The organism is Mycobacterium sp. DL440 (assembly GCF_011745145.1).
GTDB lineage: Bacteria > Actinomycetota > Actinomycetes > Mycobacteriales > Mycobacteriaceae > Mycobacterium.
In genome coordinates this window covers 5,114,870-5,137,902 of the sequence record NZ_CP050191.1, presented here as the reverse complement: position 1 = coordinate 5,137,902, position 23,033 = coordinate 5,114,870, and the positions used below count along the sequence as shown (strand labels likewise).

General features: G+C 67.7%; 21 protein-coding genes. 5 read left to right on the top strand and 16 right to left on the bottom strand.

The genetic code is table 11. The annotated features are described in order from the left end of the window. Positions 1-142: 142 nt before the first annotated feature. Genes HBE63_RS25060 through HBE63_RS25050 form a run of 3 tightly spaced genes read right to left on the bottom strand, consistent with a single transcriptional unit; the run spans position 143 to position 2,413 of the window. Entirely contained in the window at positions 143-955 is an 813-nt protein-coding gene (locus HBE63_RS25060) for an SDR family NAD(P)-dependent oxidoreductase (RefSeq protein WP_166907245.1), read from the bottom strand. Further along, positions 948-1,352: a nuclear transport factor 2 family protein gene (locus HBE63_RS25055; RefSeq protein WP_166907243.1), complete on the bottom strand. Its 405-nt coding sequence runs from the start codon at positions 1,350-1,352 to the stop codon at positions 948-950. The genes HBE63_RS25060 and HBE63_RS25055 overlap by 8 nt, the downstream gene beginning before the upstream one ends. Then, positions 1,349-2,413, bottom strand: coding sequence for a zinc-binding dehydrogenase (locus tag HBE63_RS25050; RefSeq protein WP_166907241.1), 1,065 nt, complete (start codon positions 2,411-2,413; stop codon positions 1,349-1,351). The genes HBE63_RS25055 and HBE63_RS25050 overlap by 4 nt, the downstream gene beginning before the upstream one ends. A 117-nt stretch (positions 2,414-2,530) precedes the next feature. Here HBE63_RS25050 and HBE63_RS25045 point away from each other — a divergent pair, with 117 nt between their 5' ends. Further along, entirely contained in the window at positions 2,531-3,361 is an 831-nt protein-coding gene (locus HBE63_RS25045) for an IclR family transcriptional regulator (protein ID WP_166910176.1), read from the top strand. On the opposite strand, the gene HBE63_RS25040 is transcribed toward HBE63_RS25045, so the two are convergent. Beyond that, positions 3,327-4,037, bottom strand: coding sequence for a fumarylacetoacetate hydrolase family protein (locus HBE63_RS25040; protein WP_166907239.1), 711 nt, complete (start codon positions 4,035-4,037; stop codon positions 3,327-3,329). The two genes, HBE63_RS25045 and HBE63_RS25040, sit on opposite strands and share 35 nt — an antisense overlap. Before the next feature lie 126 nt (positions 4,038-4,163). Here HBE63_RS25040 and hrpA point away from each other — a divergent pair, with 126 nt between their 5' ends. Continuing rightward, positions 4,164-8,045: an ATP-dependent RNA helicase HrpA gene (gene hrpA / locus HBE63_RS25035; RefSeq protein ID WP_166907237.1), complete on the top strand. Its 3,882-nt coding sequence runs from the start codon at positions 4,164-4,166 to the stop codon at positions 8,043-8,045. A 65-nt stretch (positions 8,046-8,110) separates the two neighbouring features. On the opposite strand, the gene HBE63_RS25030 is transcribed toward hrpA, so the two are convergent. Genes HBE63_RS25030 through HBE63_RS25020 form a run of 3 tightly spaced genes read right to left on the bottom strand, consistent with a single transcriptional unit; the run spans position 8,111 to position 11,369 of the window. Next, on the bottom strand, positions 8,111-8,950 hold the full coding sequence (locus HBE63_RS25030) for an alpha/beta fold hydrolase (RefSeq protein ID WP_166907235.1): 840 nt from the start codon (positions 8,948-8,950) through the stop codon (positions 8,111-8,113). A 48-nt stretch (positions 8,951-8,998) separates the two neighbouring features. Continuing rightward, a complete protein-coding gene (locus HBE63_RS25025; RefSeq protein ID WP_371814810.1) occupies positions 8,999-10,174 on the bottom strand; it encodes an acyl-CoA dehydrogenase family protein in 1,176 nt (391 codons plus the stop codon). After that, on the bottom strand, positions 10,167-11,369 hold the full coding sequence (locus HBE63_RS25020) for an acyl-CoA dehydrogenase family protein (RefSeq protein WP_166907231.1): 1,203 nt from the start codon (positions 11,367-11,369) through the stop codon (positions 10,167-10,169). The genes HBE63_RS25025 and HBE63_RS25020 overlap by 8 nt, the downstream gene beginning before the upstream one ends. A gap of 59 nt (positions 11,370-11,428) precedes the next feature. Between HBE63_RS25020 and HBE63_RS25015 the strand changes: the two genes are divergently transcribed. After that, positions 11,429-12,565 carry an FAD-dependent oxidoreductase gene (locus HBE63_RS25015; RefSeq protein WP_166907229.1) on the top strand — a complete coding sequence of 379 codons (1,137 nt, stop codon included), beginning with the start codon at positions 11,429-11,431 and terminating at the stop codon, positions 12,563-12,565. Here HBE63_RS25015 and HBE63_RS25010 read toward each other — a convergent pair. The 3 genes from HBE63_RS25010 to HBE63_RS25000 all read right to left on the bottom strand — a co-directional run bounded on the left by HBE63_RS25010 (position 12,541) and on the right by HBE63_RS25000 (position 15,336). After that, positions 12,541-12,969, bottom strand: a complete 429-nt coding sequence (locus tag HBE63_RS25010; RefSeq protein WP_166907227.1) for a cupin domain-containing protein — start codon at positions 12,967-12,969, stop codon at positions 12,541-12,543. The genes HBE63_RS25015 and HBE63_RS25010 overlap by 25 nt on opposite strands. 142 nt (positions 12,970-13,111) lie before the next feature. Next, entirely contained in the window at positions 13,112-14,368 is a 1,257-nt protein-coding gene (locus tag HBE63_RS25005; RefSeq protein WP_166910174.1) for an esterase family protein, read from the bottom strand. A gap of 89 nt (positions 14,369-14,457) precedes the next feature. Further along, positions 14,458-15,336 (bottom strand): AraC family transcriptional regulator, encoded by an 879-nt coding sequence (locus HBE63_RS25000; protein WP_166907225.1) that lies wholly within the window; start codon positions 15,334-15,336, stop codon positions 14,458-14,460. A 74-nt stretch (positions 15,337-15,410) separates the two neighbouring features. On the opposite strand from HBE63_RS25000, the gene HBE63_RS24995 reads away from it, so the two are divergent. Continuing rightward, a complete protein-coding gene (locus HBE63_RS24995; RefSeq protein ID WP_371814809.1) occupies positions 15,411-16,004 on the top strand; it encodes a class I SAM-dependent methyltransferase in 594 nt (197 codons plus the stop codon). Here HBE63_RS24995 and HBE63_RS24990 read toward each other — a convergent pair. The 4 genes from HBE63_RS24990 to HBE63_RS24975 form a co-directional block, all read right to left on the bottom strand. Beyond that, positions 15,973-17,913 carry a CocE/NonD family hydrolase gene (locus tag HBE63_RS24990; RefSeq protein ID WP_208301203.1) on the bottom strand — a complete coding sequence of 647 codons (1,941 nt, stop codon included), beginning with the start codon at positions 17,911-17,913 and terminating at the stop codon, positions 15,973-15,975. The two genes, HBE63_RS24995 and HBE63_RS24990, sit on opposite strands and share 32 nt — an antisense overlap. Before the next feature lie 47 nt (positions 17,914-17,960). Continuing rightward, entirely contained in the window at positions 17,961-18,359 is a 399-nt protein-coding gene (locus HBE63_RS24985; protein WP_166907222.1) for a heme-binding protein, read from the bottom strand. A gap of 303 nt (positions 18,360-18,662) precedes the next feature. After that, positions 18,663-19,100 (bottom strand): DUF4383 domain-containing protein, encoded by a 438-nt coding sequence (locus HBE63_RS24980; RefSeq protein ID WP_166907220.1) that lies wholly within the window; start codon positions 19,098-19,100, stop codon positions 18,663-18,665. 92 nt (positions 19,101-19,192) lie between these two features. Beyond that, a complete protein-coding gene (locus tag HBE63_RS24975; RefSeq protein WP_166907218.1) occupies positions 19,193-20,746 on the bottom strand; it encodes an acyl-CoA carboxylase subunit beta in 1,554 nt (517 codons plus the stop codon). 49 nt (positions 20,747-20,795) lie between these two features. Between HBE63_RS24975 and HBE63_RS24970 the strand changes: the two genes are divergently transcribed. Next, positions 20,796-21,236 (top strand): PPOX class F420-dependent oxidoreductase, encoded by a 441-nt coding sequence (locus HBE63_RS24970; RefSeq protein WP_166910170.1) that lies wholly within the window; start codon positions 20,796-20,798, stop codon positions 21,234-21,236. 18 nt (positions 21,237-21,254) lie between these two features. On the opposite strand, the gene lipE is transcribed toward HBE63_RS24970, so the two are convergent. Continuing rightward, positions 21,255-22,499, bottom strand: coding sequence for a lipase LipE (lipE, locus tag HBE63_RS24965; protein WP_166907217.1), 1,245 nt, complete (start codon positions 22,497-22,499; stop codon positions 21,255-21,257). Continuing rightward, positions 22,496-22,981, bottom strand: coding sequence for a peroxynitrite isomerase (locus tag HBE63_RS24960; RefSeq protein ID WP_166907215.1), 486 nt, complete (start codon positions 22,979-22,981; stop codon positions 22,496-22,498). The genes lipE and HBE63_RS24960 overlap by 4 nt, the downstream gene beginning before the upstream one ends. Positions 22,982-23,033 lie beyond the last annotated feature (52 nt).

Here is a 23,033-nt window from a genome sequence, read left to right as displayed (position 1 = left end):
GTCAGCAGCAAGGCAGTACGCGGGCCTTAGCCCCCTGCGGCTGCTGCGACCGTCTACGCGTCGAACCGCACGACGCCGTTGTCGTGTGCGGCAATGGTCGCAGGGGGTTGTGCGATGGTGTGAACCCCGATGATGCGATCACTCAGCCCATCGCCGCAGTGACCGCCTGCGCGATGAACCGCACCGCATCATTGCGGCTGACGGAGGCCATCAACTGGGCCGCCGCCTGAATCTCGGGGCCCACCAGACACGTCGGCCCCTCGGTGAGGTTGGCGAATGCGGCCGCGACGACATCGTCGACCGCCGCCGCGCCCGGCGGAGTGTCCTCGGGTGAGGCGATCTGGCCTCGCTCGTGTTCCAGCTTGCGCAGGGCAGGAGTGTCGGTCTTTCCGAGAATCAGCCCGAGCACGTCGACACCTGAGGAATGCAGTTCGGTCCAGAGTGCCTCGGCGAACACCATGTCGAAGGCCTTGCTCGCGCCGTAGGCCACCATGTTCGGGCCGCCGGCGAATCCGGCCCCGGACCCGAAGATGACGATGCCGCCGCGGCCCCGCTCCGCCATGGGCGCCGCGTAGTGGTGGCACAGTTGTATCGGCGCCAGGCAGTTGCGTTGCACCAGTGATTCGGCATCCGACAACGGGCTGGACAGGAACGGCTGGAAGTTCGGATCGGCGCCCGCGCAGTAGACCAGGAAACCGATCTCCAGATCCGCGGTCGCGGCGATCACTTCACCGGCAGCCGCTGGCGCGGCCAGATCTATTGCCAGCGTTCGGGTTTGCGCACCGGTGTGCGCCGTGATGCCCGCTCCCACTTCATCGAGAACCTCTTGTCGCCGGGCCAGCAGCACCACGTTGAGGCCGCGACGCGCCAACTCCTCGGCCATCGCCGAGCCGACCCCGTCGGAGGCGCCCGCCACCAGCGCCCACGGCCCGTAGCGATCTGCGAAGTCAGACATTGGTTATCCGCACCGCGGTGAACTCCCGTCGCGCGATCTTCCAGCCCGCTGCGGTTCGGACCAACTCGTCGTCGTAGAAGCCGACGGCGTTGACGCCGGAGTTGTTGTCCTGCGCCAGGATCAGTCCGTCGATGTAGGTGCGTGCCGTGGCGGTATCCCCGTCAACAGTGATGGCGTGGTTGCTCAGCCTGTGCATGGTGTGTCCGGCCATGGCGTGGGACTGGTCCATGAAGTCGGTGACGGCGTCCACCCCGTTCCACTTGCCGATCTCGCCGTAGTCCAGCACGCAGTCATCGGTGAATACGGTGCGGAACAGCGGCCAGTCCCGCCGGTCGATCCCGGTGGCGTAGCGGACCAGTACGTCGATGACGTCCAGGCGGTCTTCGTGGGTCGTCATGCGTGGTCTCCGTTCGGATGCACAATGATTCGCGCCGGTCCCGCCGAGCGGCGGGCCAGGTCGAGCGCGTCGGGAACTTCGTCGAGTGGCACCACCATGCCGATGCTGGGTGTCGGGTCCAGGTCTCCGGCGACGATGGCGTCCAGGGTCCCGTACCAGTCCTGCGGCCACGGCCCGCCGCCGAACTGCAAGGTCACGCCCTGGCGGGTGGCGGTGGTGATGTCGAGGGTGTCGCCGGTGTACCAACCGCCCGCACAGTAGATCCTGGTACCCATCTCGGATTCCTCGACGATCTTCTGGATCAGACCCGGCGCTCCGACGCATTCGAACACCACCGCCGGGCCCCACAGGTTGCGTTCGGCGCGTACCTCGCGCCAGACGTCCATCGGTGAGCGTTCGGCCGGGTCGACGGAGACGTGGGCGCCGAACTCCTTGCAGGCCAGTGCACGTCGGTCGGCCTGGAAGTCCGAGACGATGATCGGTTCGACGCCGCGGCGGGCCAGTGCCGCGACCGCGGACAGCCCGATCGCGCCGGCCCCGATCACGATGGGTATCTCGCAGGGTTCCAATCTGGCCGAGCGTACGTAGAATTCGCCGACCGCGAAGGCGTCTGTCAACGCGACGGCATCGTCGGAGACCGGACCGGCAGGGCCATCCGTGACGGGCCGGGCGATGGATTCGGCCACCACCAGCAGTTCGGCGAAACTCCCGGGGGTGTCCGGGTGCTGGCCGATGATGTGGGCGCCGTCGGCACCACCGTTGACCAGCCTGATGGGGATCGACGTGGCCCGGGTACCCACGGGGAACTGATCGCTGCAGCCTGGCCCGTGACCGATGACTTCGCCGATGAACTCGTGGCCCAGCACGACGTCCCGGTCCGCGTCATAGAGCGATCGGTCCGTCGGATCGTTGAGACCGAGTTCGGGGTGGTCCATGAAGTGGACGTCGGACGCGCAGATCGCGGTACTCAGCACCCGCAAGAGAAGCTCGCCGGGACCCGGTACGGGATCGGGGATCTCGCGCACCGTGAGTGCGCCATCCCGTAAGACAACTGCGCGCATCGCTCCTACCATTTCTCTAATATTCGAGATAGTCTATCGAATTGACAAGATCGACTGTAGGAACCCCCCAGAACGGAGTCAAGGGTGCGTGGTGCGGGCTCGGCGCCGACCAATCGGGTGCTCGATGTGATCGAGTTGCTGGCGGGTGCCGGCGATACCCGGTTGCGGTTCTCCGATGTGGTCAGCGCGCTGGACCTGACGCAGGCCACCGCGCACGCCATCCTCAAGACCTTGTGCGACCGTGGCTGGCTGATCCGCGATCCTGCTGACAAGACGTTTGCCCTCGGCCCGGGCCTGGCCGTGGTGGCGGCCCGAACGGAGGCCGCCCGACCCCTGGCGCATGCGGCTCGCATTGCTGCCCAAGGACTTTCACAAGAACTCGACTGCGCGGCCTCGGTCGTCGAACGGCTCGACGACGAGCTGGTGATCACCGCGTTCGAGGGGGCCGGCCGACAGCCGGCCTCGGCGCCGGGCGACCGGATTCGATACGCACCGCCGTTCGGCGTCGCGTTCGCGGCCTGGGGAGGCTCAGATGAGCAACGCAGCTGGATCGAGCGGGCGCCCGGCCTCAGCGAGGAGTTGGCCGGTCGCCTCGAGGAGGTGCTTGCCCAGACCCGGGAACGTGGTTACGACATCGACTGGACGACACCGGATCTGACCCGGGCGGCACAGCTGGTCGGCACGTTGTCCAGTGACGGCCTGCCTGATCACGTTCGCGGTATCACCGATCAACTGCTCGCGGAATTCGCCACGATCGGTCTGGTGCCGTCCGGCGGGATGACAGGTAAGGCGCAGCCGGTGGCCACCATTGCCGCGCCCGTCTTCGATGCCGACGGTCGGGTCGCGTTGATCCTGTCGGTACACCCGCTGCGATCCATGACCGCCCGCCAGGTGGAGACCGCGGGACAGCGGGTCAGGCGCGCCGCCGATCGGCTGAGCCGACCGTGAAGCTGAACTCCCCGACTCCTCCGACACCACCGGAGACCACGTCGCCGGGGTGCATCGGTCCGACCCCGGCAGGGGTGCCGCTGTAGATCAGGTCTCCGGGGGCGAGGTCGACGGCCGCCGAGATCGCGCTGATGACCTCCGGCACCGACCAGATCAGGTCCTTCAGGTCGCCGTGCTGTTTGAGTTCACCGTTGACCCGCAGCCAAATCTCGCCGGCCTCCGGGTGACCGACTTCGTCGACCGGATGGATCGGCGTGCACGGGGCCGACGCGTCGAACCCCTTGGCCCAATCCCAGGGCCGGCTGAGCTTCTTGGCCTCGTCCTGCAGATCGCGGCGGGTGAGGTCGACGCCGACCCCGTATCCCCAGACCAGGTCCAGCGCGTCGTCGGGTGCCACGTCGCGGCCACCGGCACCCAGCGCCACCACCAGCTCGACCTCATGGTGGAACGACGAAGTCAGCGACGGATACGGGACGGTGCCCGCCGCGTCGATCACCGCGTCGGCCGGCTTCATGAAGAAGAACGGCGGCTCCCGGTCGGGGTCCTTGCCCATCTCACGGGCGTGGGCCGCGTAGTTGCGTCCGACGCAGAACACTCGTCGCACCGGGAAGCGTTCAGGCCCGGTGCTCACCGGGAGCGACGCCTGCGGTGGGGGTGGGATCACGAAGTCGGCCATGGGAACCATCTTCCCTGGGCCGGCGTCAGAACGCGTCGTTGTCCAGGTGCATGACGTCGCCGTCGACCGATTCCACCACCTCACGCACGGCGGTCAGCAGCGGCAAGAGCCCCTATCCTTGACCGAGTGTCCGAACCGTCGATCGCCGAGCTGCGCTCCCGCCTCGACGGGCTGACCATTCGCGACGCGGACCGGCTGCGCCGTCGCCTGCGGAATCTCCGTGGCGGTGACACCGCCAAGATCGCGGAACAGATCGCGTCCGCCGAAGCTCTGGTGCTCACCCGCCAAGCCGCCGTCCCGGCCATCACCTATCCCGACCTGCCGGTTAGCCAACACCGCGACGAGCTGGCCAAGGCCATCAGCGAGAACCAGGTGGTGGTGGTCGCCGGTGCGACGGGCTCGGGCAAGACCACGCAGCTGCCCAAGATCTGCCTGGAATTGGGCCGCGGAATCCGTGGAACCATCGGCCACACCCAGCCCCGCCGGCTGGCCGCACGCACCGTGGCCCAGCGCATCGCCGACGAACTCGGCACCCCACTGGGCGACGCCGTCGGCTACACCGTGCGCTTCACCGATCAGGCCAGCGATTCGACGCTGATCAAGCTGATGACCGACGGCATTCTGCTCGCCGAGATTCAAAGAGACCGTCGGCTCCTGCGCTACGACACCCTGATCCTCGACGAGGCACACGAACGCAGCCTCAACATCGACTTCCTGCTCGGCTACCTGCGCGAGCTGCTGCCGCGCCGCCCCGACCTCAAGGTCATCGTCACCTCGGCCACCATCGAGCCGGAGCGGTTCGCGGCGCACTTCTCGGGTGCCCCGATCGTGGAGGTGTCGGGGCGAACGTATCCGGTCGAGATCCGGTACCGCCCCTTGGAAGTCACCGTCGGCGGCGCAGACGACGCCGATGATCCCGATGATCCCGACCACGAGATCGTGCGTACCGAGCTCCGTGACCCCACCGAGGCCATTGTCGACGCGGTCCGTGAGCTGGAGTCCGAACCGCCGGGCGACGTGCTGGTGTTCCTTTCCGGCGAACGCGAGATTCGCGACACGGCAGAGGCATTGAAGGACCTGCGCAACACTGAGGTGCTGCCGCTGTACGCGCGGCTGCCCACCGCCGACCAGCAGAAGGTATTTCAGCCGAGTCGCACCGGCCGGCGAATCGTTTTGGCCACCAACGTGGCCGAGACCTCGCTTACCGTACCGGGCATCCGCTACGTCGTGGACCCCGGCACCGCGCGGATCTCCCGCTACAGCCGTCGCACCAAGGTGCAGCGTCTGCCGATCGAGCCGATCTCCCAGGCCTCGGCTGCCCAGCGGGCCGGTCGATCCGGACGTACCGCGCCCGGCGTCTGCATCCGGCTGTACTCGGAGCAGGACTTCGAATCCCGGCCCCGCTACACCGATCCGGAGATCCTGCGAACCAACCTGGCCGCGGTCATCCTGCAGATGGCCGCCCTGCAGCTGGGCGACATCGCGGAGTTTCCGTTTCTCGATCCGCCGGACGCCCGCAGCATCCGCGACGGCGTACAGCTACTGCAGGAACTCGGCGCGTTCGACGCCGCGGGCGCGCTGACCGATGTCGGACGACGACTGGCGCGCTTGCCGCTCGACCCGCGCGTCGGCCGGATGATCCTGCAGGCTGACACCGAGGGCTGTGTGCGGGAAGTGCTGGTGCTCGCCGCTGCACTCTCGATCCCCGATCCGCGCGAGCGCCCGACGGACCGGGAGGAAGCGGCGCGTCAGAAGCACGCCCGATTTGCGGATGACTCCTCCGATTTCGTGTCCTACCTCAACCTCTGGAACTATCTGCGCGAGCAACGAAACCAGCGCTCCGGCAATGCCTTCCGGCGAATGTGTCGCGAGGAGTTCCTGCACTACCTGCGGATCCGCGAATGGCAGGACCTGACCGGGCAGCTGCGCAGCATCGCGCGCGACATCGGGATTCGTGAGAGTGACGAGCCCGCCGAGCCGGCCGCCATCCACGCCGCGCTGACCGCGGGCCTGCTGTCCCACGTCGGCCTGCGCGAGGGTGAATCCCGCGACTATGTCGGCGCCCGCAACTCCAAGTTCGTGCTGGCTCCGGGTTCGGTGCTGACCAAGAAGCCGCCGCGGTGGATCGTGGTGGCCGACCTGGTCGAGACGAGCCGGCTGTTCGGCCGCATCGCGGCCAAGGTCGAGCCCGAGGCCATCGAACGGGTCGCCGGACATCTGGTGCAACGCAACTACAGCGAGCCGCACTGGGAGGCCAAACGTGGTGCGGTCGTGGCCTTCGAGCGGGTCACGCTCTATGGGCTGCCGCTGGTTCCGCGCCGGAAGATCGGGTACACCGAGATCGATCCGGAGCTGTGCCGCGAGTTGTTCATCCGGCATGCCTTGGTCGAGGGAGATTGGCAGACCCGGCACCACTTCTTCCGCGACAACGCGCGCCTGCGGGCCGAACTCGAAGAGATCGAGGAGCGGGCCCGCCGGCGTGACCTGCTGATCGGTGACGACGACATCTACGCGCTCTACGACGCCCGCATCCCGGCCGACATTGTCTCTGTTCGCCATTTCGACGCATGGTGGAAGAAGCAGCGGCACAAGACACCTGACCTGCTCACCTTCACGCGCGACGATCTGCTGCGTTCCGAGGACGGTGCGGACAATCCCGATACCTGGCAGGCCGGCGACCTCGAACTGCCGTTGACCTACCGGTTCGAGCCCGGGGCGGCCGACGACGGCGTCACCGTGCACGTGCCGGTCGGCGTGCTGGCCCGGCTCGGCGGTGACGGCTTCGCGTGGCAGGTACCGGCTTTGCGGGAGGAACTGGTCACCGCACTGATCAAATCGCTGCCCAAGGACCTGCGCCGCAACTTCGTCCCGGCGCCCGACACCGCGCGGGCCATCCTGGGTGACATCGATCCGTCCGCCGGGTCACTGCTGGACGAGGTGCAGCGCGAACTACGCAGGCGCAGCGGCATTCTGGTGCCGATCGATGCGTTCGACCTGAGCAAGATGCCGGACCATCTACGGATGACCTTCGCCGTGGAATCCGACGGCAAAGAGGTGGCACGCGGCAAGGATATCGAGGCGCTGCGCGAGCAGTTGGCCGTACCCGTCGCCCAGGCCGTGGCCGCGGCACTTGGCGGCGACCTGGAACGCACGGGGTTGCGGGCCTGGCCCGAGGACCTTGACGAGCTGCCGCGCACCGTGGAAAACGTGAGCGGCGGGCACACCGTTCGCGGATACCCGGCCTTCGTGGACACCGGAAAGGCCGTCGACGTCAAGGTGTTCGCGAACCCGGCCGACCAGGCCGCAGCCATGCGGCTGGGCCTGCGCCGTCTGCTGCGGCTGACCGCACCGTCACCGGTCAAGGTGATCGAGCGGGGCTTGAGCACCCGGACCCGCCTGGCCCTCAACGCCAACCCCGACGGGGCTCTGGCCGCCCTGCTCGATGATTGCGCCGATGCGGCCGCTGACGTGCTGATGCCCAAGCCGGTGTGGACGAAGGCCGAGTTCGCCGGGGTATTGGCCCGCGCGGGCAAGGAACTCGTCCCCACCACCCAAGCCGGGGTGAACCGGGTGGAGAAGGTGCTGGCCGCAGCACACGAGGTGCAGGTCGCGCTGCCTGACAAGCCGTCAGCCGCCCAAGCCGACGCCGTTGCCGACATCCGATCTCAACTGGATCGCCTGTTGCCCAAGGGTTTTGTCGCCGCGACCGGAGTAGCGCGGCTGAACGATCTGGCCCGATATGTCACCGCGATCGCCCGCCGGTTGGAGCGATTGCCGCAGGCACTCGGCGCTGATCGGGACCGGATGTCGCGTGTGCACGCCGTCGAGGATGCCTATGACGAACTGGTTCAGGCGCTTTCGCCGGGCCGGGCGGCGGCCACTGGCATCCGCGACATCGCGTGGCAGATCGAGGAGCTACGGGTCAGCCTGTGGGCTCAACAGCTGGGCACGCCGCGCCCGGTCAGCGAGCAGCGGATCTACAAGGCTATCGACGCCGTCACCCGCTAACCGCCGAAACGGCATTCCAGCAGGTGTCTACTCGCACTTATTCTGCTGGAATGCCATTTCGGCGGTTAGGAAGTGGCTCCGAGCTGCCTGCGCAGGAACGCGGTGACGTGCCCGGCCACCACGTCCGGTTGCTCGAGCCATGGCCAGTGACCCGTCCCGGGCACCGGCTGCACCTCACAGCTCCGGAAGATCCGGCGGTACTCGTCGGTTTGTGCGAACGGCACGTAATGGTCATCGGCACCCCACACCACCAGGACATCGCCACCGAACTCGGCGAGCCGTTCAGCATACGGCGCAAGGGCATTCGGGCCGGTGGACCGGTACAGCTTCAGTACCGCATCGGGTGTTCCACGGGCGAACATGTGCTCGGCGATCGAGTCCAGTGCGTCGGTTGGCAGGCCGGGGTCCCGCATGGCTAGCACGCGGCGCAGGACCGCCGGGTTGCCGATCCGTGACAGCGCCTCGGCCAGCACAGGCGTGCGCCACAGCTTGGCGGCGAAATGGTTGATCACCACCGGGGCGTTGATCAACGTGATGCTGGCGACGGAATCGAGATGGTCGACAGCCCAGGCGAGTACCCAGGGCCCGCCGAAGTCGTGGGCCACCAGATGTGCGCGTTCGACGCCGAGTTGATCCAGGATCGCGTCGAGGTGTGCCGCGTAGGCAGCCACCGTGTACGGCCATTGGGGCGGCTTGTCGGCCGCGCCGAAACCCGGCATCTCCGGTGCGATCACCCGAGCGAAGCCGGCGACCGGCGTCAGCAACCGATCCCAACTGGCCCCGGCGTTGTTGCCGTGCACGAACACCACGGCCTCGCCGCTGTCCAGCCCGGCTGCGCCGGCGACGAGCACCGGTGACCGCACCCCGTCGACAGCCAGCGTGCGGAGTTCGGCAGCGCTGTCCATCAGCGGGATTTTACGGTCGCGCAACGCCTACCGCGCGTTTTCAAGCGATCATTGTGTACCCGTCGCCACCCACGGGGCGCGATCGGCCGGCGCGTCGTCGAGCACCAGGTCGGCCACCCGCGACCGATGCGCTTCGGCACTGCCCAACAGCGCCGCATCGGTGGTGGCCCGCTTGAAGTACAGGTGCGCCTGGTGCTCCCAGGTGAAGCCGATACCGCCGTGCACCTGGATGGTGTCAGCCGCGACCTTGGCAAACGCCGCCGATGCGGTGGCCTGGGCGATGCTGGCCGCCAGCGCCGGGTCGTCGGTGCCGTCGGTCAGTGCCCACGCCGCGTGATAGGTCGCCGAGCGCGCATGCTCGAGATCGACCAGACAATCCGCCAGCCGGTGCTTGACCGCCTGGAAGGATCCGATCTGCCTGCCGAACTGCAGCCTCGATTTCGCGTACTCGACCGACAGATCCAGCAGATGCTGTGCGGCTCCGACCTGTTCGGCGGCCAGGAGAGCCGAAGCCACCTGGAAGGCGTGGGTGATGACGCGATGGGCCTCATCGGGCCCGGCCACCAGTTGCGCGGGGGCCGCGGTCAAGCCGATGGTGGCCTGCGGCCGGGTCAGGTCGAGTGTGACCAGCGGAGTGCGTTGCACGCCCGGGCCTGCCGCGTCGACCGCGTACAGGGCCACACCGCCGGGGCCTGTGGCGGCCACCAGCAACACGTCACCGGCCGCACCGTCTACCACCCGCTCGACGGTGCCGGTGAGCGTCCCGCCTTCGGCGACAGTGACATTCACCGCGGCGCCGTCGAACGCGCCCGCCTGATCTGGGACGGCGAATGCCGCGGTGCGGGTGCCTTCGGTGAGTGCGCCGAGCAGTTCGTCGCGCACCGTGCCGGCCGACGTGGCGACGAGCGCCGGGACCGCCAGCAACACGGTGCCGAACACCGGACCGCAGGCGAGCGCCGCACCGAGCTCCTCGACCGCGATGGCCTGGTCGACGAGCGTGCCGCCGGCCCCACCGTCGGCCTCGGGAACCGCCAGGCCGAGCACACCGAGTTCGGAGCCCAACCGTGCCCACACTTTCGGATCGAACCGGGGCTCGGACTCCATGAGGGTCCGCAGCGTCTGCTCGTCGAAGTTCTCGGCACAGAACTTTCGGACCGCTGTCCGCAGCTGAGCCTGCTCGTCGGTGAACTTGAACTCAGCACTGTTCTCAACGTTCTCAGCCACGCGGGATCTCCTTCCACGGCATACCGGCATCGGCCCGCAGATCGCCGGGCAACCCGAGGATCCGTTCGCCGAGAATGTTGCGCATCACCTCTGAGGTGCCGCCTTCGATCGTGTTGGCCTTGCTGCGCAGGAAGCGCTGCTGGATGGGACCGCGCCAATCCTTCCCGTCCTGGTCGTCCTCGCGATCGCCCGTCCCATAGGCGTGATACAGGATCCCTTCGGGCCCAAGCAGATCCATGCACCACTGGTAGATGTGCTGATTGAGTTCGGCGCCGACGAGTTTTCCGATCGAGCCCTCCGGCCCCGGTCCGCCGACGGTGGCGGCCGCGCGGGAACGTTCCGCGGTCAGCCGCTGGGCCTCCGAGCGCAGCCAGAGCCGGCTCAGCCGGTCGCGCAGCACCGGGGTACGCAGATCCGGGCGTGATGCCCACAGCGCCACGGCATCCGAGATGGTCCCGGCTCCGCGACGGTTGCCGCTACCGCCGAGCGCGCTGCGCTCGTTCATCAGCGTCGTCATCGCGACGTTCCAGCCGTTGCCCACCGCGCCGAGCCGGTGCGTATCGGGGATGCGGGCGTCGGTGATGTACACCTCGTTGAACTCGGCCTGGCCGGTCATCTGCCGCAGCGGCCTGGTCTCCACACCCGAGCCGTGCATGTCCAGCACGAAGTACGTCAGGCCCTTGTGCTTGGGCACATCGGGATTCGAGCGGGCCAGCAGGAGGCCCCAGCGAGCCCGGTGGGCCAGGCTGGTCCACACCTTCTGCCCGTTCAGCACCCACTCGTCCCCGTCGAGGACTGCGGAGGTGGCCAGCCCGGCCAGATCCGATCCGGCGCCCGGCTCGGAGAACAGCTGGCACCAGATGTGTTCGGTACTGGCCAGCGGCCGCAGCCAGGATTTCTTGAGCTCGTCGGACTGGGCATGCTCACGCACCGTGGGGGCCGCCATCCCGTAGCCCATCGGATTGAGGCTCAACGGGATGGGACCACCGGCGCCCTGCAGGATGCGGTCGGCCACGGCCTGTAGACCGCGCGAGACCCCGAGACCGCCGAGGCCCTCCGGGAAGTGCACCCAGGACAGGCCCGCGTCATAACAGGCGGCCAGGTACTCGGGGATCGGAACCTTCTTGGGGTCGTGGTCGGCCACGACCCGGCGGGCGAGGTCGGCGACCCGGTCCGCATCAGCGACGCTGCTCATCCAGCCACGATAGGGAAAGGGATCCGATGGCCTGCAGGCGGGCGGTAGCGTCGACGAACATGGACCGAAAGCGCGTGGTGATCGCCGGACTCGGCGACACCGGCGTGCTCACCGGGATCCGCTTGGCACGTCGCTTCGACGTCGTCGGCATCTCGGTCAACCCCGGCCTGGTCAGCGGTCAGGAACTGGGCACGCGACTGGCCCGGCCCGAAGACTGGGCCCGGAACTACTGGATCGGCTTCGACCGGTTCCGCGAACTCGACCGGGTCCGCACCGTGCACGGCACGCTGACCGGGGTCGACCTCTCGGCACGGACGGTCAGCGTGCGGGATGCCGACGGGAACGGGCAGGTGGAACCCTATGACGCGCTGGTCATCTCGACCGGTGTGACGAATGGCTTCTGGCGGCGGGCGGTTCTGCAGTCGGCCGGCGATGTCGATGCCGGGCTGCGGACCGCGCACGAGCGGTTGGGTTCGGCGCAGTCAGTTGCCGTCATCGGCGGCGGCGCTGCGGCGGCCAGTAGCGCAGCCAATATCGCCGTTCGGTGGCCGGATACCCGGGTGGGGCTGTACTACCCGGGCGAACACCCTCTGCCGCAGCATCATTGGCGCGCCCGGAAGCGGGTCGAACGCAGGCTGACGGCGGCGGGCGTGACGCTGCACCCCAGGCATCGAGCTGCGGTACCGGAGGGCTTCGACTGCGCGGCGATCACCTCCGAAGCGGTCCACTGGAGCACCGGCCAGCCGTCGGTGCAGGCCGATGCGGTGCTGTGGGCCATCGGTCGGGTCCGGCCCAACACGGCCTGGCTGCCGGCCGGCATCCTCGACGAGCGCGGGTTCGTGCGGGTGACACCGGAACTGCGGGTGCCGGGTACTGACGGTGTGTTCGCCGTCGGCGATGTCGCGGCTACCGACCCACTGCGCTCCTCGGCCCGCAATCGGGCCGACGGACTGCTGGCGCGAAACGTGACCGCCCACTTCGCCGGCGGCAACATGCGCCGCTACCGTCCGCCGGCCAGTCGGTGGGGCTCGGTGCTCGGAGTGCAACCGGACGGGCTGGAGGTGTTCGCACCCAACGGATTTGCCTTCCGATTCCCGTCCTGGTCGATCGAACGGGTGCTGCAGCCCTGGATCGTCCGCCGCGGCATCTACCGTGGCGTGCGGACCGGGGATCAATACATGGTCACCAGCGGCTGATCGACGGGCACCACATAGGTGGACAACATCAGGGTCCGCACGGTGCCGACGTTGTGGGCGTCGTGGATGACCCCGGCCGGGATGAGGAACGGGTCGCCCGAATGCAGGTGCTGGGTCGGCCGATCGTCGAAGACCATGTCGACGTCACCCTGGACGATGTAACCCACTTCAGGTCCGGGGTGGCTGTGGCGGCCGGATTCCTTGCCCACCGGGATTTCGAACCGGGTCTGGATGATCTCGAACCCGGGGGTCGGGGCGGCCGAGCGCTGAAGCTCGGTGCGGGAGACACCCGCCGTCGGGTCATCGGCGAGAGCGGCGGGTGCAGTGACCAGTGCGCCGGTCACGGCAGCGGTCACGGCAGCGGTCACGGCGAAGGCGGCCACGGCGAGGGATGGGCGTGTCATGCCTTCATGACAGCCGCTTCAGCTGATCAAGTCCAACGATAGTTCTTGATGAAAGTCATCTCTTCCTGTGATGACATCTCCGCATTCGTAGCGCCACGGCGAGATTTCGGCCGATTCTCCGCCATGGCGTTACGAACGTGGCTCAGGCTCGCGGCAGTGCTACCGGTACCGTCTGCAGGCCGGGGCTCACCGGAGTGACCGGAGCTACCGGAGCCACTCCGGGCACCCCGGCTACCCGAGGCGCGGCGGCCAAACCGGGCACCTGACCGGGCACTCCCGCAGTGCCGGGCACTCCGGCCATGCCGGGCACCACCGGTGCCGCGGGTGCTGCTGCGATGCCGGGAACCTGGCCTGGTACCGGGGCGACTTGGCCGGGCACGGGAGCGACCTGCCCGGGCACCACCGGTGCGGCCGGCGCCGGCGGCGGAGCAGCTGCCGCCGCCGCGTTCTCGTTCAGAACCCGCAGCAGGTCGGGCTTCATCTCCTGCAGTTGGGCGCCCCAGTAGTTCCACCCGTGGGTCCCGTTGGGCGGGAAGTTGAACTTCGCGTTGCGGCCGCCGGCGGCCAGATACTTCTGCTGGAACTCCTTGTTGGAATTGATCGTGATGTTCTCCAGGAACTGCGCGCTGTAGAGCGTGCCGAAGTTGCCGCCAGGAGCGTCGAGTTCTGAGGGAACGCCGTTGCCGCAATACACCCACACGGCGGTGTTGTTGGCCACCAGCCGGTTGATGTTGACCGTAGGGTCATTGCGTCGCCAGGCCGGATCGTTGGAGGTGCCCCACATGTCGGTGGAGTTGTAGCCGCCGGCGTCCTTCATCGCGAAGCCGATCATGGTGGGCCACAGGCCTTGTGACGGGTTCATGAAGCCGGACAGGGCCCCGGCGAAGATGAACTGGGCGGGATGCCAGATGGCCAGGTTCAGGGCCTGCCCACCGGACATCGACAGCCCGACAACGGCGTTGCCGGTCGGCGCGACATCCCGCTTGGCGGCCAGGTAGGCCGGAAGTTCCTGGGTCAGGAAGGTTTCCCACTTGTAGGTGGTGGTGCCGGCACTGCCGGCCGCTGGGCGGTACCAGTCGCTGTAGAAGCTGGATTGCCCACCCACGGGCATGACCACCGATATGCCGGACTTGTAGAACCACTCGAACGCCGCGGTGTTGATATCCCAACCGTTGTCGTCGTCCTGCGCGCGCAACCCGTCGAGCAGGAACAACGCGTGCGGCCCGCCGCCCTGGAACTGGACCGTGATGTCGCGACCCATCGCGGCTGACGGCACCTGCAGGCGTTCCACCGGCAGGCCATCGCGCGAATACGCAGCGGCGGTCGGTGTCGGCCCGGCCATGACCATCCCCGGCAACATCAGTCCTGAAATCGCCGCAGCCGCCACGCGGCGCGACATCCGACCGAACAGTCTCAGTCTCACACCGGCACGCTAACAACGCCTGAGTTGCACCTACTGTGGCCGCGCCCGGCGTAACCCCTCTGTTATCAAGGTGATTCGGTTCTGATGCCGGAGGTGGCCGGTTTGCGCCACTCCCGCGGTGACACACCGTGTACCCGGCGGAACTGGCGGCTGAAGTATCCAGGGTCGGCCATTCCCACCCGCTTGGCGACTTCGGCCACGGGTAAGTCCGTTTCGCCGAGCAGGTCGCGTGCCCGGCTCATCCTCCGCTCGTTGATCCACTCGCCGACGGGGCGTCCAGTCCGCCGGCGCACCAAAGTGGTGAGATGGCCCGCTGTCATTCCGACCTCATCGGCGACGTCACTCAGCGACAGTGGCCCCGACAGTCGGCGGTCGATCACCATGAATACCTCGGCCAGCAACGGCTCGCCGCTGCGCCGCAGGTCGCTCACCACATCGTCGGCCAGCCGGGCCAGGTCGATGAGCAGCAGGGTCAGATGGGCGAGCACCGCTTGGCGGTAGCCCTGACACCGGGCGGCCAATTCCTCCTCGATCGATCGGATGGTGTTGTCCCACAGTGGCTGTCGATCGGCGGGTACGTTCAGTTGCAGTAGCCCGCCGGATCGGCCGTGGAGGAACGGGAACAGCAGCGGGTGGGCCTGCCAGGTGGGCCAGGGAGACGCGGCGTCGTGTCCCAGCGCAGTGGGGTCGAAGTACACGCCGATCCCGTCGGCCTCGGCGGTCAGCGGCCGTGGGTCGATCACCTCACCTGCTGCCACGACGTAGACCACATCCTCGGTCGGTACGTACCAGAGCACCGGGAAATCGTGGATGTGCGGCCGATGCTCGGGCAGTTCCGCGCGCTTTCCCCGCGCCACCGACACCGGCGGCACGTCGCGATCAGTCCAGTACCGGTAGACCGGGACGCCGTCGCGGTGGCGCACCAAGCGAGACATTTCGGGCACAGCGCCAAAGATAATCCAGATATCGCCAATCTTCACCCAACTATCCCGTTGGAACCCTCTGGATCATGGAGTTCATGACCGAACATCGTCCACATCGTCTGACAAACCGGCATGACTACCTGCCTGCCGGGGGCCATGACGCGTTCCTGCCCGGCTACGACCTGCTGACGCGGGTCTTGGGGATGAACCCCGCCTACCGGCAACTGGTCGCGCAGGCCGGACTCTCAGCAGGCCAGCGCGTCATCGAAATAGGTTGTGGAACCGGTAATCTCACCGTCCGCGCCAAGAAGGCATGTTCCGGCGCCGATATCATCGGGACGGACCCCGATCCCCGGGCGCTGCGGCGGGCAGATCGAAAAGCCAAGGGTATGACCGGTATCGGTTTCACCCGGGCCTACGCCCAGGAACTGCCGTTCGACTGCGGCGAGTTCGACCGGGCGCTGTCGTCGATGATGCTGCACCACCTCGACGAAGCGACCAAGATCGCGGCCGCCCGCGAGCTGTTCCGGGTGCTGCGGCCAGGCGGCAGACTGCACGTCGTCGACGTGCGCGGGGACGCCCTGCCTGGGCTGTTCGAGGAAGCCGGATTCGACTGCACGGTGGTGGGATCCGGGCACATCCGGCTGGCCGGAAGGCTTACGTACCTCCGCGCGACTCGTCCGGAGTGAACGCCGCGGGATCGGCCAGTGGGATGAGCAGGCTCGACGGCGCGTCCCCGCCCTGCCGGATCCGGTAGGTGCCGCCGGCCAGCGCCTGCCGGGCCGGCTGGGTGGGCACCAGGTGGGGGAAGTCGTAGGTGGTCAGCGTCAGCCGTAGCCGATGGCCCGGTTCGATCAGCGCTGCGGTGGGGAAGACCTCCAGGTCGTAACGGGTCAGCTCACCGGGCACCACCGGCTCGACGGCGGCGCGGGTGCTGACGTGGTGCGGCCGCAGAATCGTTCCGTCCGGCGCGTGCCACGTCTTCTCCGGATCCAGCGCGCGGTGCGATCCGAGCAGGGCGCCCTGGGTCAGCGGTCGGCTGGCCCCGTCCGGTGCCACGTCGTCGAGGTGTGCCACCCACAGGGTCTCGGTGCTGTCAGCCGTCGCGTGCACAGTCAAAGTGACTGGGCCGGCGATGAGTTGGGCTTCGGCAAACTCGTCCGTGGTGTAGGTCAGGGCCTCGCGCTGCAGGCGACGGTTGTCCAGGTCGTAGCGGATGCGCCGACCCGTCTGGGCGGCCATGAAACTGCCCATTCCGAGGGTCCACTGCTCCAGGCTGCGGCCGGATATCGGACCGCGCACCGTGTAGCGCAGCGTGGCCTCGGTCTGTTCGGCAGACGGTTCCTCGACAAGGTGCCCGCCCTCGGCCAGGTACATCGGGGTCGGCGTGGCTTCCGGGAACGGGTAATCCTGCGCCTGGAACCATTCCGAGCTGCCGATGGCCTGGAAGCGGATGGGCGGGCCTGTCACCTCGGCGTTGATGTCGTCCTTGAGCCATCGGTCGAACCAGCGCAACTGCAACGCATGGACGTGCAGCCCGTCCATGTCTGAGACGTGGTACCAGGGGCCCATCATCAATTGCACCCGGTCCGAGAGCGGTTGGCCGGGCTCCATCGGAGCGTTCGGCGGCCGTCCGGTGTAGGCGTTCTGCAGCGCGGCGTAATTCAGCGGGGCACCGCGCTGGAATGCGTCGTGCCAGCCGCCGATCAGGAAGACCGCAACGTTGTTGTTCGCGATCTCGGGCAGCACGTCCGAGGCCCGCATGGTGTCCCAGAACGGCCCGTCGAAAGCGGTGTCCCCGCCGGCGGTCGCGTCGCTGATCATGGTCCGGAAGTACTGGCGCTGGTCACGTCCGCGCTGGCGCACCGCGGCCAGGCCACCGACCCGGGGGCGCTCATGAGTGCCGCGTTTGGCGAACTCCAACACCGGGTTGACCACGTTGAGCAATGAATAGACCGCGCCATAGGCGCGCACCGTGCGCATGTGCGGCACGCCGCCCATGGTGACCACATCGCGGTAGAAGTCATTGGCGGCCATCACCGGGAAAATCGCCTTCAACGGTGAGTCAGGGCCGACCGCCGCGGCCGTGAGAATCTGGTTGATGGCCAGGTAGGAGATGCCGAACATCCCGACCTTGCCATTCGAATTAGGCAGCCGTGCAGCCCAATTCACCAAGTCGACACCGTCTTGGACCTGGACGGCGCCCAGCATCTCGAACGATCCGCCCGAGGCGCCGGTGCCCCGCACGTCGGCCATCACCTCGATATAGCCGCGCCGGATCAGGTACGGGGTGGCCCCGCCACCGATCTGGGCGGCCGGCGGCGGGGCCTTCTTGCCGTAGGGGGTGATGGACAACAGCACAGGGAACGGCCCCGGTGCCGGTGCCCCGGTCTCGGGAACCGTCGGATAGTGGATGTCGGCGCGAAGCACCGTGCCGTCGGAGGCACGGACCGCCACGTTGTGGTGGATCCCGACGCCATAGCGGGCCTGCGGTGGTGTCCAGGCCGGTTCCAGCGGAGACGGGTTTCGCTTACGTACGCGGGTGGCCGATTGTCCCGCCACCTTCGTACCTCTGACCACCTGCCACGGGTTCGCCATCCGTCCTCCTTGACGTGTGTCGGCCTGCCTCCACGGTATCCAGTGGGCTACCCGGCCATGAACTCCGAGTAGGCCGAGGCGAGCTCGGGCGAGAGTGCCGTCACGTTGCACGCACGCTGCGTGTCCCCGATGGGGGCCAGGATGCCGCGCAGGTCGGTGTACTCCTGCGGGTTGGCGGTGAAGTAACCACGCAGCGTGGCCGCGGCCTGCGGACGCGGTTGGGCGAACGCGGCGGTCACGGCCTGGTTGGCGCCCGGGTGGCTGTCCAGATAGGCGCGCGCGGCGCCGGTGGTGTTGCTGACCGTGCCGGCCACCCCGCTGGCGCTGCAGTCGGGTGCGGCGGACGCCGCCGGTGCGCCGATCATTGCGGCGGCCACCCCGCCGAGCAGGCCCGCGGCACAAGCGCCGGCAATTCCACGACGCGCGGTAATACCAGTGAATTTCATGATCATTTCCTTCGGGATTCTCAGATTCTCATTGGGGCGCGATTGGTGATCGCTGATGTCCCCGGCCCGATTTCGAAAGTAACCGCAGCGCAGGCGAGCAAAGCTTCGGCGCTGTGAAACGGCTGTGACGGGTGTGGCGGTGTTACAGCGGGCCCCGTGAATTGCGACTCAATAATGCCGAAATGCGGCCGATGATCTTGAAATGTCTCAGAGACCGGTCGTCATTCTTAATTGATCGTGATCTGCGACAGCAGGGGTAGTGACCGAATCGTTACCCAGGTCCCGTCCAGCTAACTGATCTGCTCACCGCTTCAGGGTTAGCCCGGACAACGAGTTGCGTAGGCCACCATCGCGGTAGATCTGCACACCTGCCACTGCCAGCATCAGAGCGGCGGTTGCCAGATGCACTACCGCGTCGGTGGTGTTGTTGGGGAAGGCGAATATGAAAGCCACCTGGTTGGAGAAGAACGCCCAGATCCCCGGCAGTGCTCCGGCTACCGCAGCCAGCAGAAGATAGAGCACGGCCCACGATTTTCGCCGGCACAAAAGCAGTCCGGGACCGAACAATGCCAGGCCGGCCACTGCATGCCAGCCGTTGTAGTCCATCCCGAGAATCGGCGTGGTCGGCGCATCCGGACCGATGGCGAAACTCGGCTCGGCAATGAAACCGATGATTGCCTGCACCACATGGAACAGCGAGATGATGAGCAGTCCCCATTGAGCGAAACTCCACCGCCGCATGCCTCGGACGTTACGTCTACTACAACGTGTAGTCAACGGTCCGGTCGTATGGTCAGAGGCGTGGAGATCCGCACCGCCTCAGGCTGTGACGATCACCAGGTGTCGATGAACCTCGGACGGGCCGCGGGCCGTTCCTGCGCAGCGGCCGCGGCCAGTGTTGCGGCGATCAACCCCCTGGTTTCCGCCGGGTCGATGACATCGTCGATCTCGAACAACGATGCGGAGTTGAGCGCCCGCGCGTTTTCCTCGGCGGCCGCCGTGGCGGCCCGTACCGCCTGCTCGCGCTCATCGTCGTCGGCGATGGCCTCCAGTTCCTTCCGCAGACCGAGCCGGACAGCGCCCTCCAGGCCCATCGGACCCAGGTGGGCGCCTGGCCACGCCACCGTGAGCAGCGGTTCGTGGAGGCTGCCACCGCACATCGCCTGTGCCCCAAGGCCGTAACCGCGCCGCAGGATCACCGCCACCAGTGGCACCGTCAATGCTGCACCGGCCACCAGCATTCGGGACCCGCGCCGTACCAGGGCTTCCGCCTCGGCAGCCGGGCCGACCATGTATCCGGGGCAGTCCACCAGCGACACCACCGGCAGGCCGAATGCATTGCACAACTGCAGGAACCGGGCGGCTTTGTCGGACGCCGCGGCGGTGATGGCGCCGGCCATCACCATGGTGTTGTTGGCGATGATGCCCACCGGCCTACCGTCGATGCGCGCCAGAGCCGTCACCATCTCCGGGGCGAACTTCGGGCGCAAGAAGGTGACCGAGCCGGCATCGGCCAGCGTCTCGATGATCGGTGCCACCAGATAGGCACGCCGGGCCCGTTCGGGAATCATTGTGCGCAAGGCTGTTTGGTCTGCGGCGGGTCCCGGAACGGACTCGGCCGCTCCGGTGAAGTAGCCCATCAGCTTCCTGGTGGTGGCGACCGCCTCCTGTTCGTCCGCCACGACAATGTCGACGACGCCGTTGGACGCCTGTACCGAGATCGGGCCGACATCGTCGGGCGCGACCTCGCCGAGGCCACCGCCGGCGATCATCGCCGGCCCGCCCATCCCGATCGAGCTGTCCTCGGTCGCGACGATCAGGTCGGCGGCACCAGCGATTACCGCGTTGCCGGCGAAACACCGGCCCTTGACCACGGCAATGCGCGGTACCAGGCCGGACAGCCCGGCCCACAACGCGAATGCCCGGATCTCCAGGGAGGAGACCGTCGGGATATCGGTGTCACCCGGGCGGCCGCCGCCCCCCTCGGCGAAGAACACGGTCGGCAACTTCAGCCGCTCGATGATCTCGAACAACCGGTCCTTCTTGCGGTGGCCGATGGCGCCCTGGGTTCCGGCCAAGACGGTGTAGTCGTACGAGAGCACCGCACACGCGGCGCCGTCGATCCGTGCCGTGCCGGCCAGTAGACCGTCGGCTGGGGTGCGTTCGATCAGGTCGTCGGTGCTGCGACGCTGTCGCTGAGCCGCGATCGCGAACCGCCCGTACTCGACGAACGATCCGTCATCGATGAGGTCGGCGATATTCTCTCGTGCGGTACGGCCACCGGCGGCGTGGCGGCGGGCCACCGCCTCCGGTCGGCCGGGGTCCTCAGTCAGCGCCCTCCGGCGCAGCAGTTCGGCGAGATCGTCGCGGAGAGGCTCGTCGGGCATCGGCAGACTCCTGGAATAGCAGGCGTGCGATCGGCGGTTGCGCACAGATGTGACCGTCACCTCATCTAACCCGTTCGATCCGCGCGATCTGCTCGCCGAGGCCCGGCTGGGCGTGCTGGCCACGATCAAGGCCTCCGGCGTCCCTCAACTGTCGCCGGTGACGCCGTACTTCGACCGGGCCGCCGGCGTCGTCTACGTGTCGATGACCGAAGGGCGGGCCAAGACGGTCAACCTCCGGCGCGACCCCCGGGCCGCGCTCGAAGTGACCAGTGCCGACGGCTGGTCCTGGGCCACCGCGGAAGGTCCGGTGACGCTCACCGGGCCGGGAGTCGACCCGCACGGACCCGAGGTCCAGGCACTGGTCGACTACTACCGCAAGGCCGCCGGGGAGCACCCCGATTGGGACGAATACCGGTCGGTGATGGTCTCCGACCGACGGGTACTGATGAAGCTGACCGTCGAGCGGGTGTACGGGGAGAAGCTGCGCTGACTCAGGTTCCGCGCTGACTCAGCCGATCGGGATCTCGGCGGCGATCCGGTCCAGCACCGCGGGATAGCGGTTGGCCTCACGGTGCGCACCGGGCTTACCGCTGCTGACGATCGCGGCCGACAGGCTGCGCTGCGGGTCGGCCCACACCGCGATGTCGACGAGGCCGGTGTGCCCGAACGCCGAGGGCGTGTTGCGGCCGAACGGCCCGAAGCGCTTTCCGCCGAGCATGTACCCGGTGCCCCAGCGCATCGGCTTGAGGCCGGTCGCCACGTCGGGCCGCATCCGCCGGCACGGTGTGGTCGCGGCCTGCAGTGTCTCGGGCTTCATGATCCGGACCCCGTCGAGTTCGCCTCCGCGGCGCAGGATCTCGGCGAACCGGGACAGCTCGTCGGCGTTGGACACGGTGGTCGACGAGGGGATGACGCTGGTGAGGAACAACGGCGTGTTGCTGAGGGGGATGATCCGGTCCAGCGTCCCGCCCACTGCGGCCCGGAACGCTGCGGCGATCGGAGCGGGTAGCGGCTTACCGGTGACGTGGCTGGGTGCCACCAACGGAACCTCTTCTGGGGCAACACCGTAATTGGTCCACCGGAAACCCAGCGGGTCGAGGATCTCGTCGGCCAGGATGTCTCGGATGTTGCGACCGGTGGCTGCCGAGACGATCTCGCGGATCAGCGGGCCCCAGGTCAGCCCGTGATAGATGTGCACCAGACCTGGTCGGTACACCGGTTTCAGCAGGGCCAGTTGCTCGCGGGTGTACTCGCTGTCGTCGACGCGGGTGACGTCGGGACGCGGTCCGGTGTGGATCGGCACGCCGGCACTGTGGGTCACCACATGCCGGATGGTGGTGCGGTCCTTGCCGTGACTGGTGTAGCTGGGCAGGTAGTCGCAGACCCGGTCGTCGAGGGAGAAATGTCCCTGCTCGACGAGCATGTGCACCACGGTGGTGCTGATCGCCTTGGCCGCGGAGTAGACGCAGAACGGGGTCGCGGTGGTGACGGGAATCTTCTCGGCATCCGGCGCGTCGGCGGGACCGTTGCCCCAGCCGTGGCCGATGGCCCGATTCAGCACGGTTCTTCCGTTGCGGCGCAAGCACACCTGGATGGCCGGGTGCATGCCGGATCCGTACCAGTACCGCACCGACTCCCAGATGCGCTCGACGGCCCTCGGGTCGATTTCCGAATGGTCCTCTTCGCCGATGTCGGTGACGGCGTCGAGGTCGGAGGGGAGGGCGATCTTGCCGGTCGGCGTCTGTTGGCTCATTCGGTCTTCCTGGTCAGCGTGGCGGAAAGGTGGTGCTGCAGGGGCCGCCCGACCGCGCCCATCTGCAAGCTGTACGTCAGTACGTCGCCGTCGACATGGACGGAACGTGACAGTGCCGCAACGTTTTTGGCCGAGGCGGTCAGCCCGATCGTGGTCGCGGACAGTTCCATGTCGATGCGTTCGTCGACGACACGCACGGTGCCTTCCTGAATCTCGGTGATGCCGGTGGGGTGCGCCAGCACCCATTCGACCCGGCCGGGAGCCGGAACTCGCAGGTATCCGGTCTCGGCGTGCAGCGGCCGACCGTCATCGCGGGCCTTGGTGCGCTGACTGTATGTCAGGAACGGCTTGCCAACGTGACCGAAGGCGATCTCTTCGAGGTACTCGAACGACTCGATCGTCGGATATTCACCGGCGCCGGGACCGGCCCAGGTGCCGAGCAGGGGAGCCAGCACGGTCAGGTTCGGGTGGAGGTCGGGCACACCGACAGGGTACGGCGGCGGTCCGGCGGCACCCGTCACGGCGCGTCTGACC

Excerpts from the sequence above, each read along its gene's own strand:
- HBE63_RS25030 (WP_166907235.1), bottom strand. The coding sequence starts at position 8,950 with ATGGACAGCGCTGCCGAACTCCGCACGCTGGCTGTCGACGGGGTGCGG.
- HBE63_RS24975 (WP_166907218.1), bottom strand. The coding sequence starts at position 20,746 with ATGCCCGACGAGCCTCTCCGCGACGATCTCGCCGAACTGCTGCGCCGG.
- HBE63_RS25060 (WP_166907245.1), bottom strand. The coding sequence starts at position 955 with ATGTCTGACTTCGCAGATCGCTACGGGCCGTGGGCGCTGGTGGCGGGC.
- HBE63_RS25050 (WP_166907241.1), bottom strand. The coding sequence starts at position 2,413 with ATGCGCGCAGTTGTCTTACGGGATGGCGCACTCACGGTGCGCGAGATC.
- lipE (WP_166907217.1), bottom strand. The coding sequence starts at position 22,499 with ATGAGCCAACAGACGCCGACCGGCAAGATCGCCCTCCCCTCCGACCTC.
- HBE63_RS25010 (WP_166907227.1), bottom strand. The coding sequence starts at position 12,969 with ATGACACGCCCATCCCTCGCCGTGGCCGCCTTCGCCGTGACCGCTGCC.
- HBE63_RS24990 (WP_208301203.1), bottom strand. The coding sequence starts at position 17,913 with ATGGCGAACCCGTGGCAGGTGGTCAGAGGTACGAAGGTGGCGGGACAA.
- HBE63_RS24995 (WP_371814809.1), top strand. The coding sequence starts at position 15,411 with ATGACCGAACATCGTCCACATCGTCTGACAAACCGGCATGACTACCTG.
- HBE63_RS25015 (WP_166907229.1), top strand. The coding sequence starts at position 11,429 with ATGGACCGAAAGCGCGTGGTGATCGCCGGACTCGGCGACACCGGCGTG.
- HBE63_RS25055 (WP_166907243.1), bottom strand. The coding sequence starts at position 1,352 with ATGACGACCCACGAAGACCGCCTGGACGTCATCGACGTACTGGTCCGC.
- HBE63_RS25020 (WP_166907231.1), bottom strand. The coding sequence starts at position 11,369 with ATGAGCAGCGTCGCTGATGCGGACCGGGTCGCCGACCTCGCCCGCCGG.
- HBE63_RS25040 (WP_166907239.1), bottom strand. The coding sequence starts at position 4,037 with ATGGCCGACTTCGTGATCCCACCCCCACCGCAGGCGTCGCTCCCGGTG.
- HBE63_RS24985 (WP_166907222.1), bottom strand. The coding sequence starts at position 18,359 with ATGAAATTCACTGGTATTACCGCGCGTCGTGGAATTGCCGGCGCTTGT.
- HBE63_RS24980 (WP_166907220.1), bottom strand. The coding sequence starts at position 19,100 with ATGCGGCGGTGGAGTTTCGCTCAATGGGGACTGCTCATCATCTCGCTG.
- HBE63_RS25005 (WP_166910174.1), bottom strand. The coding sequence starts at position 14,368 with ATGTCGCGCCGCGTGGCGGCTGCGGCGATTTCAGGACTGATGTTGCCG.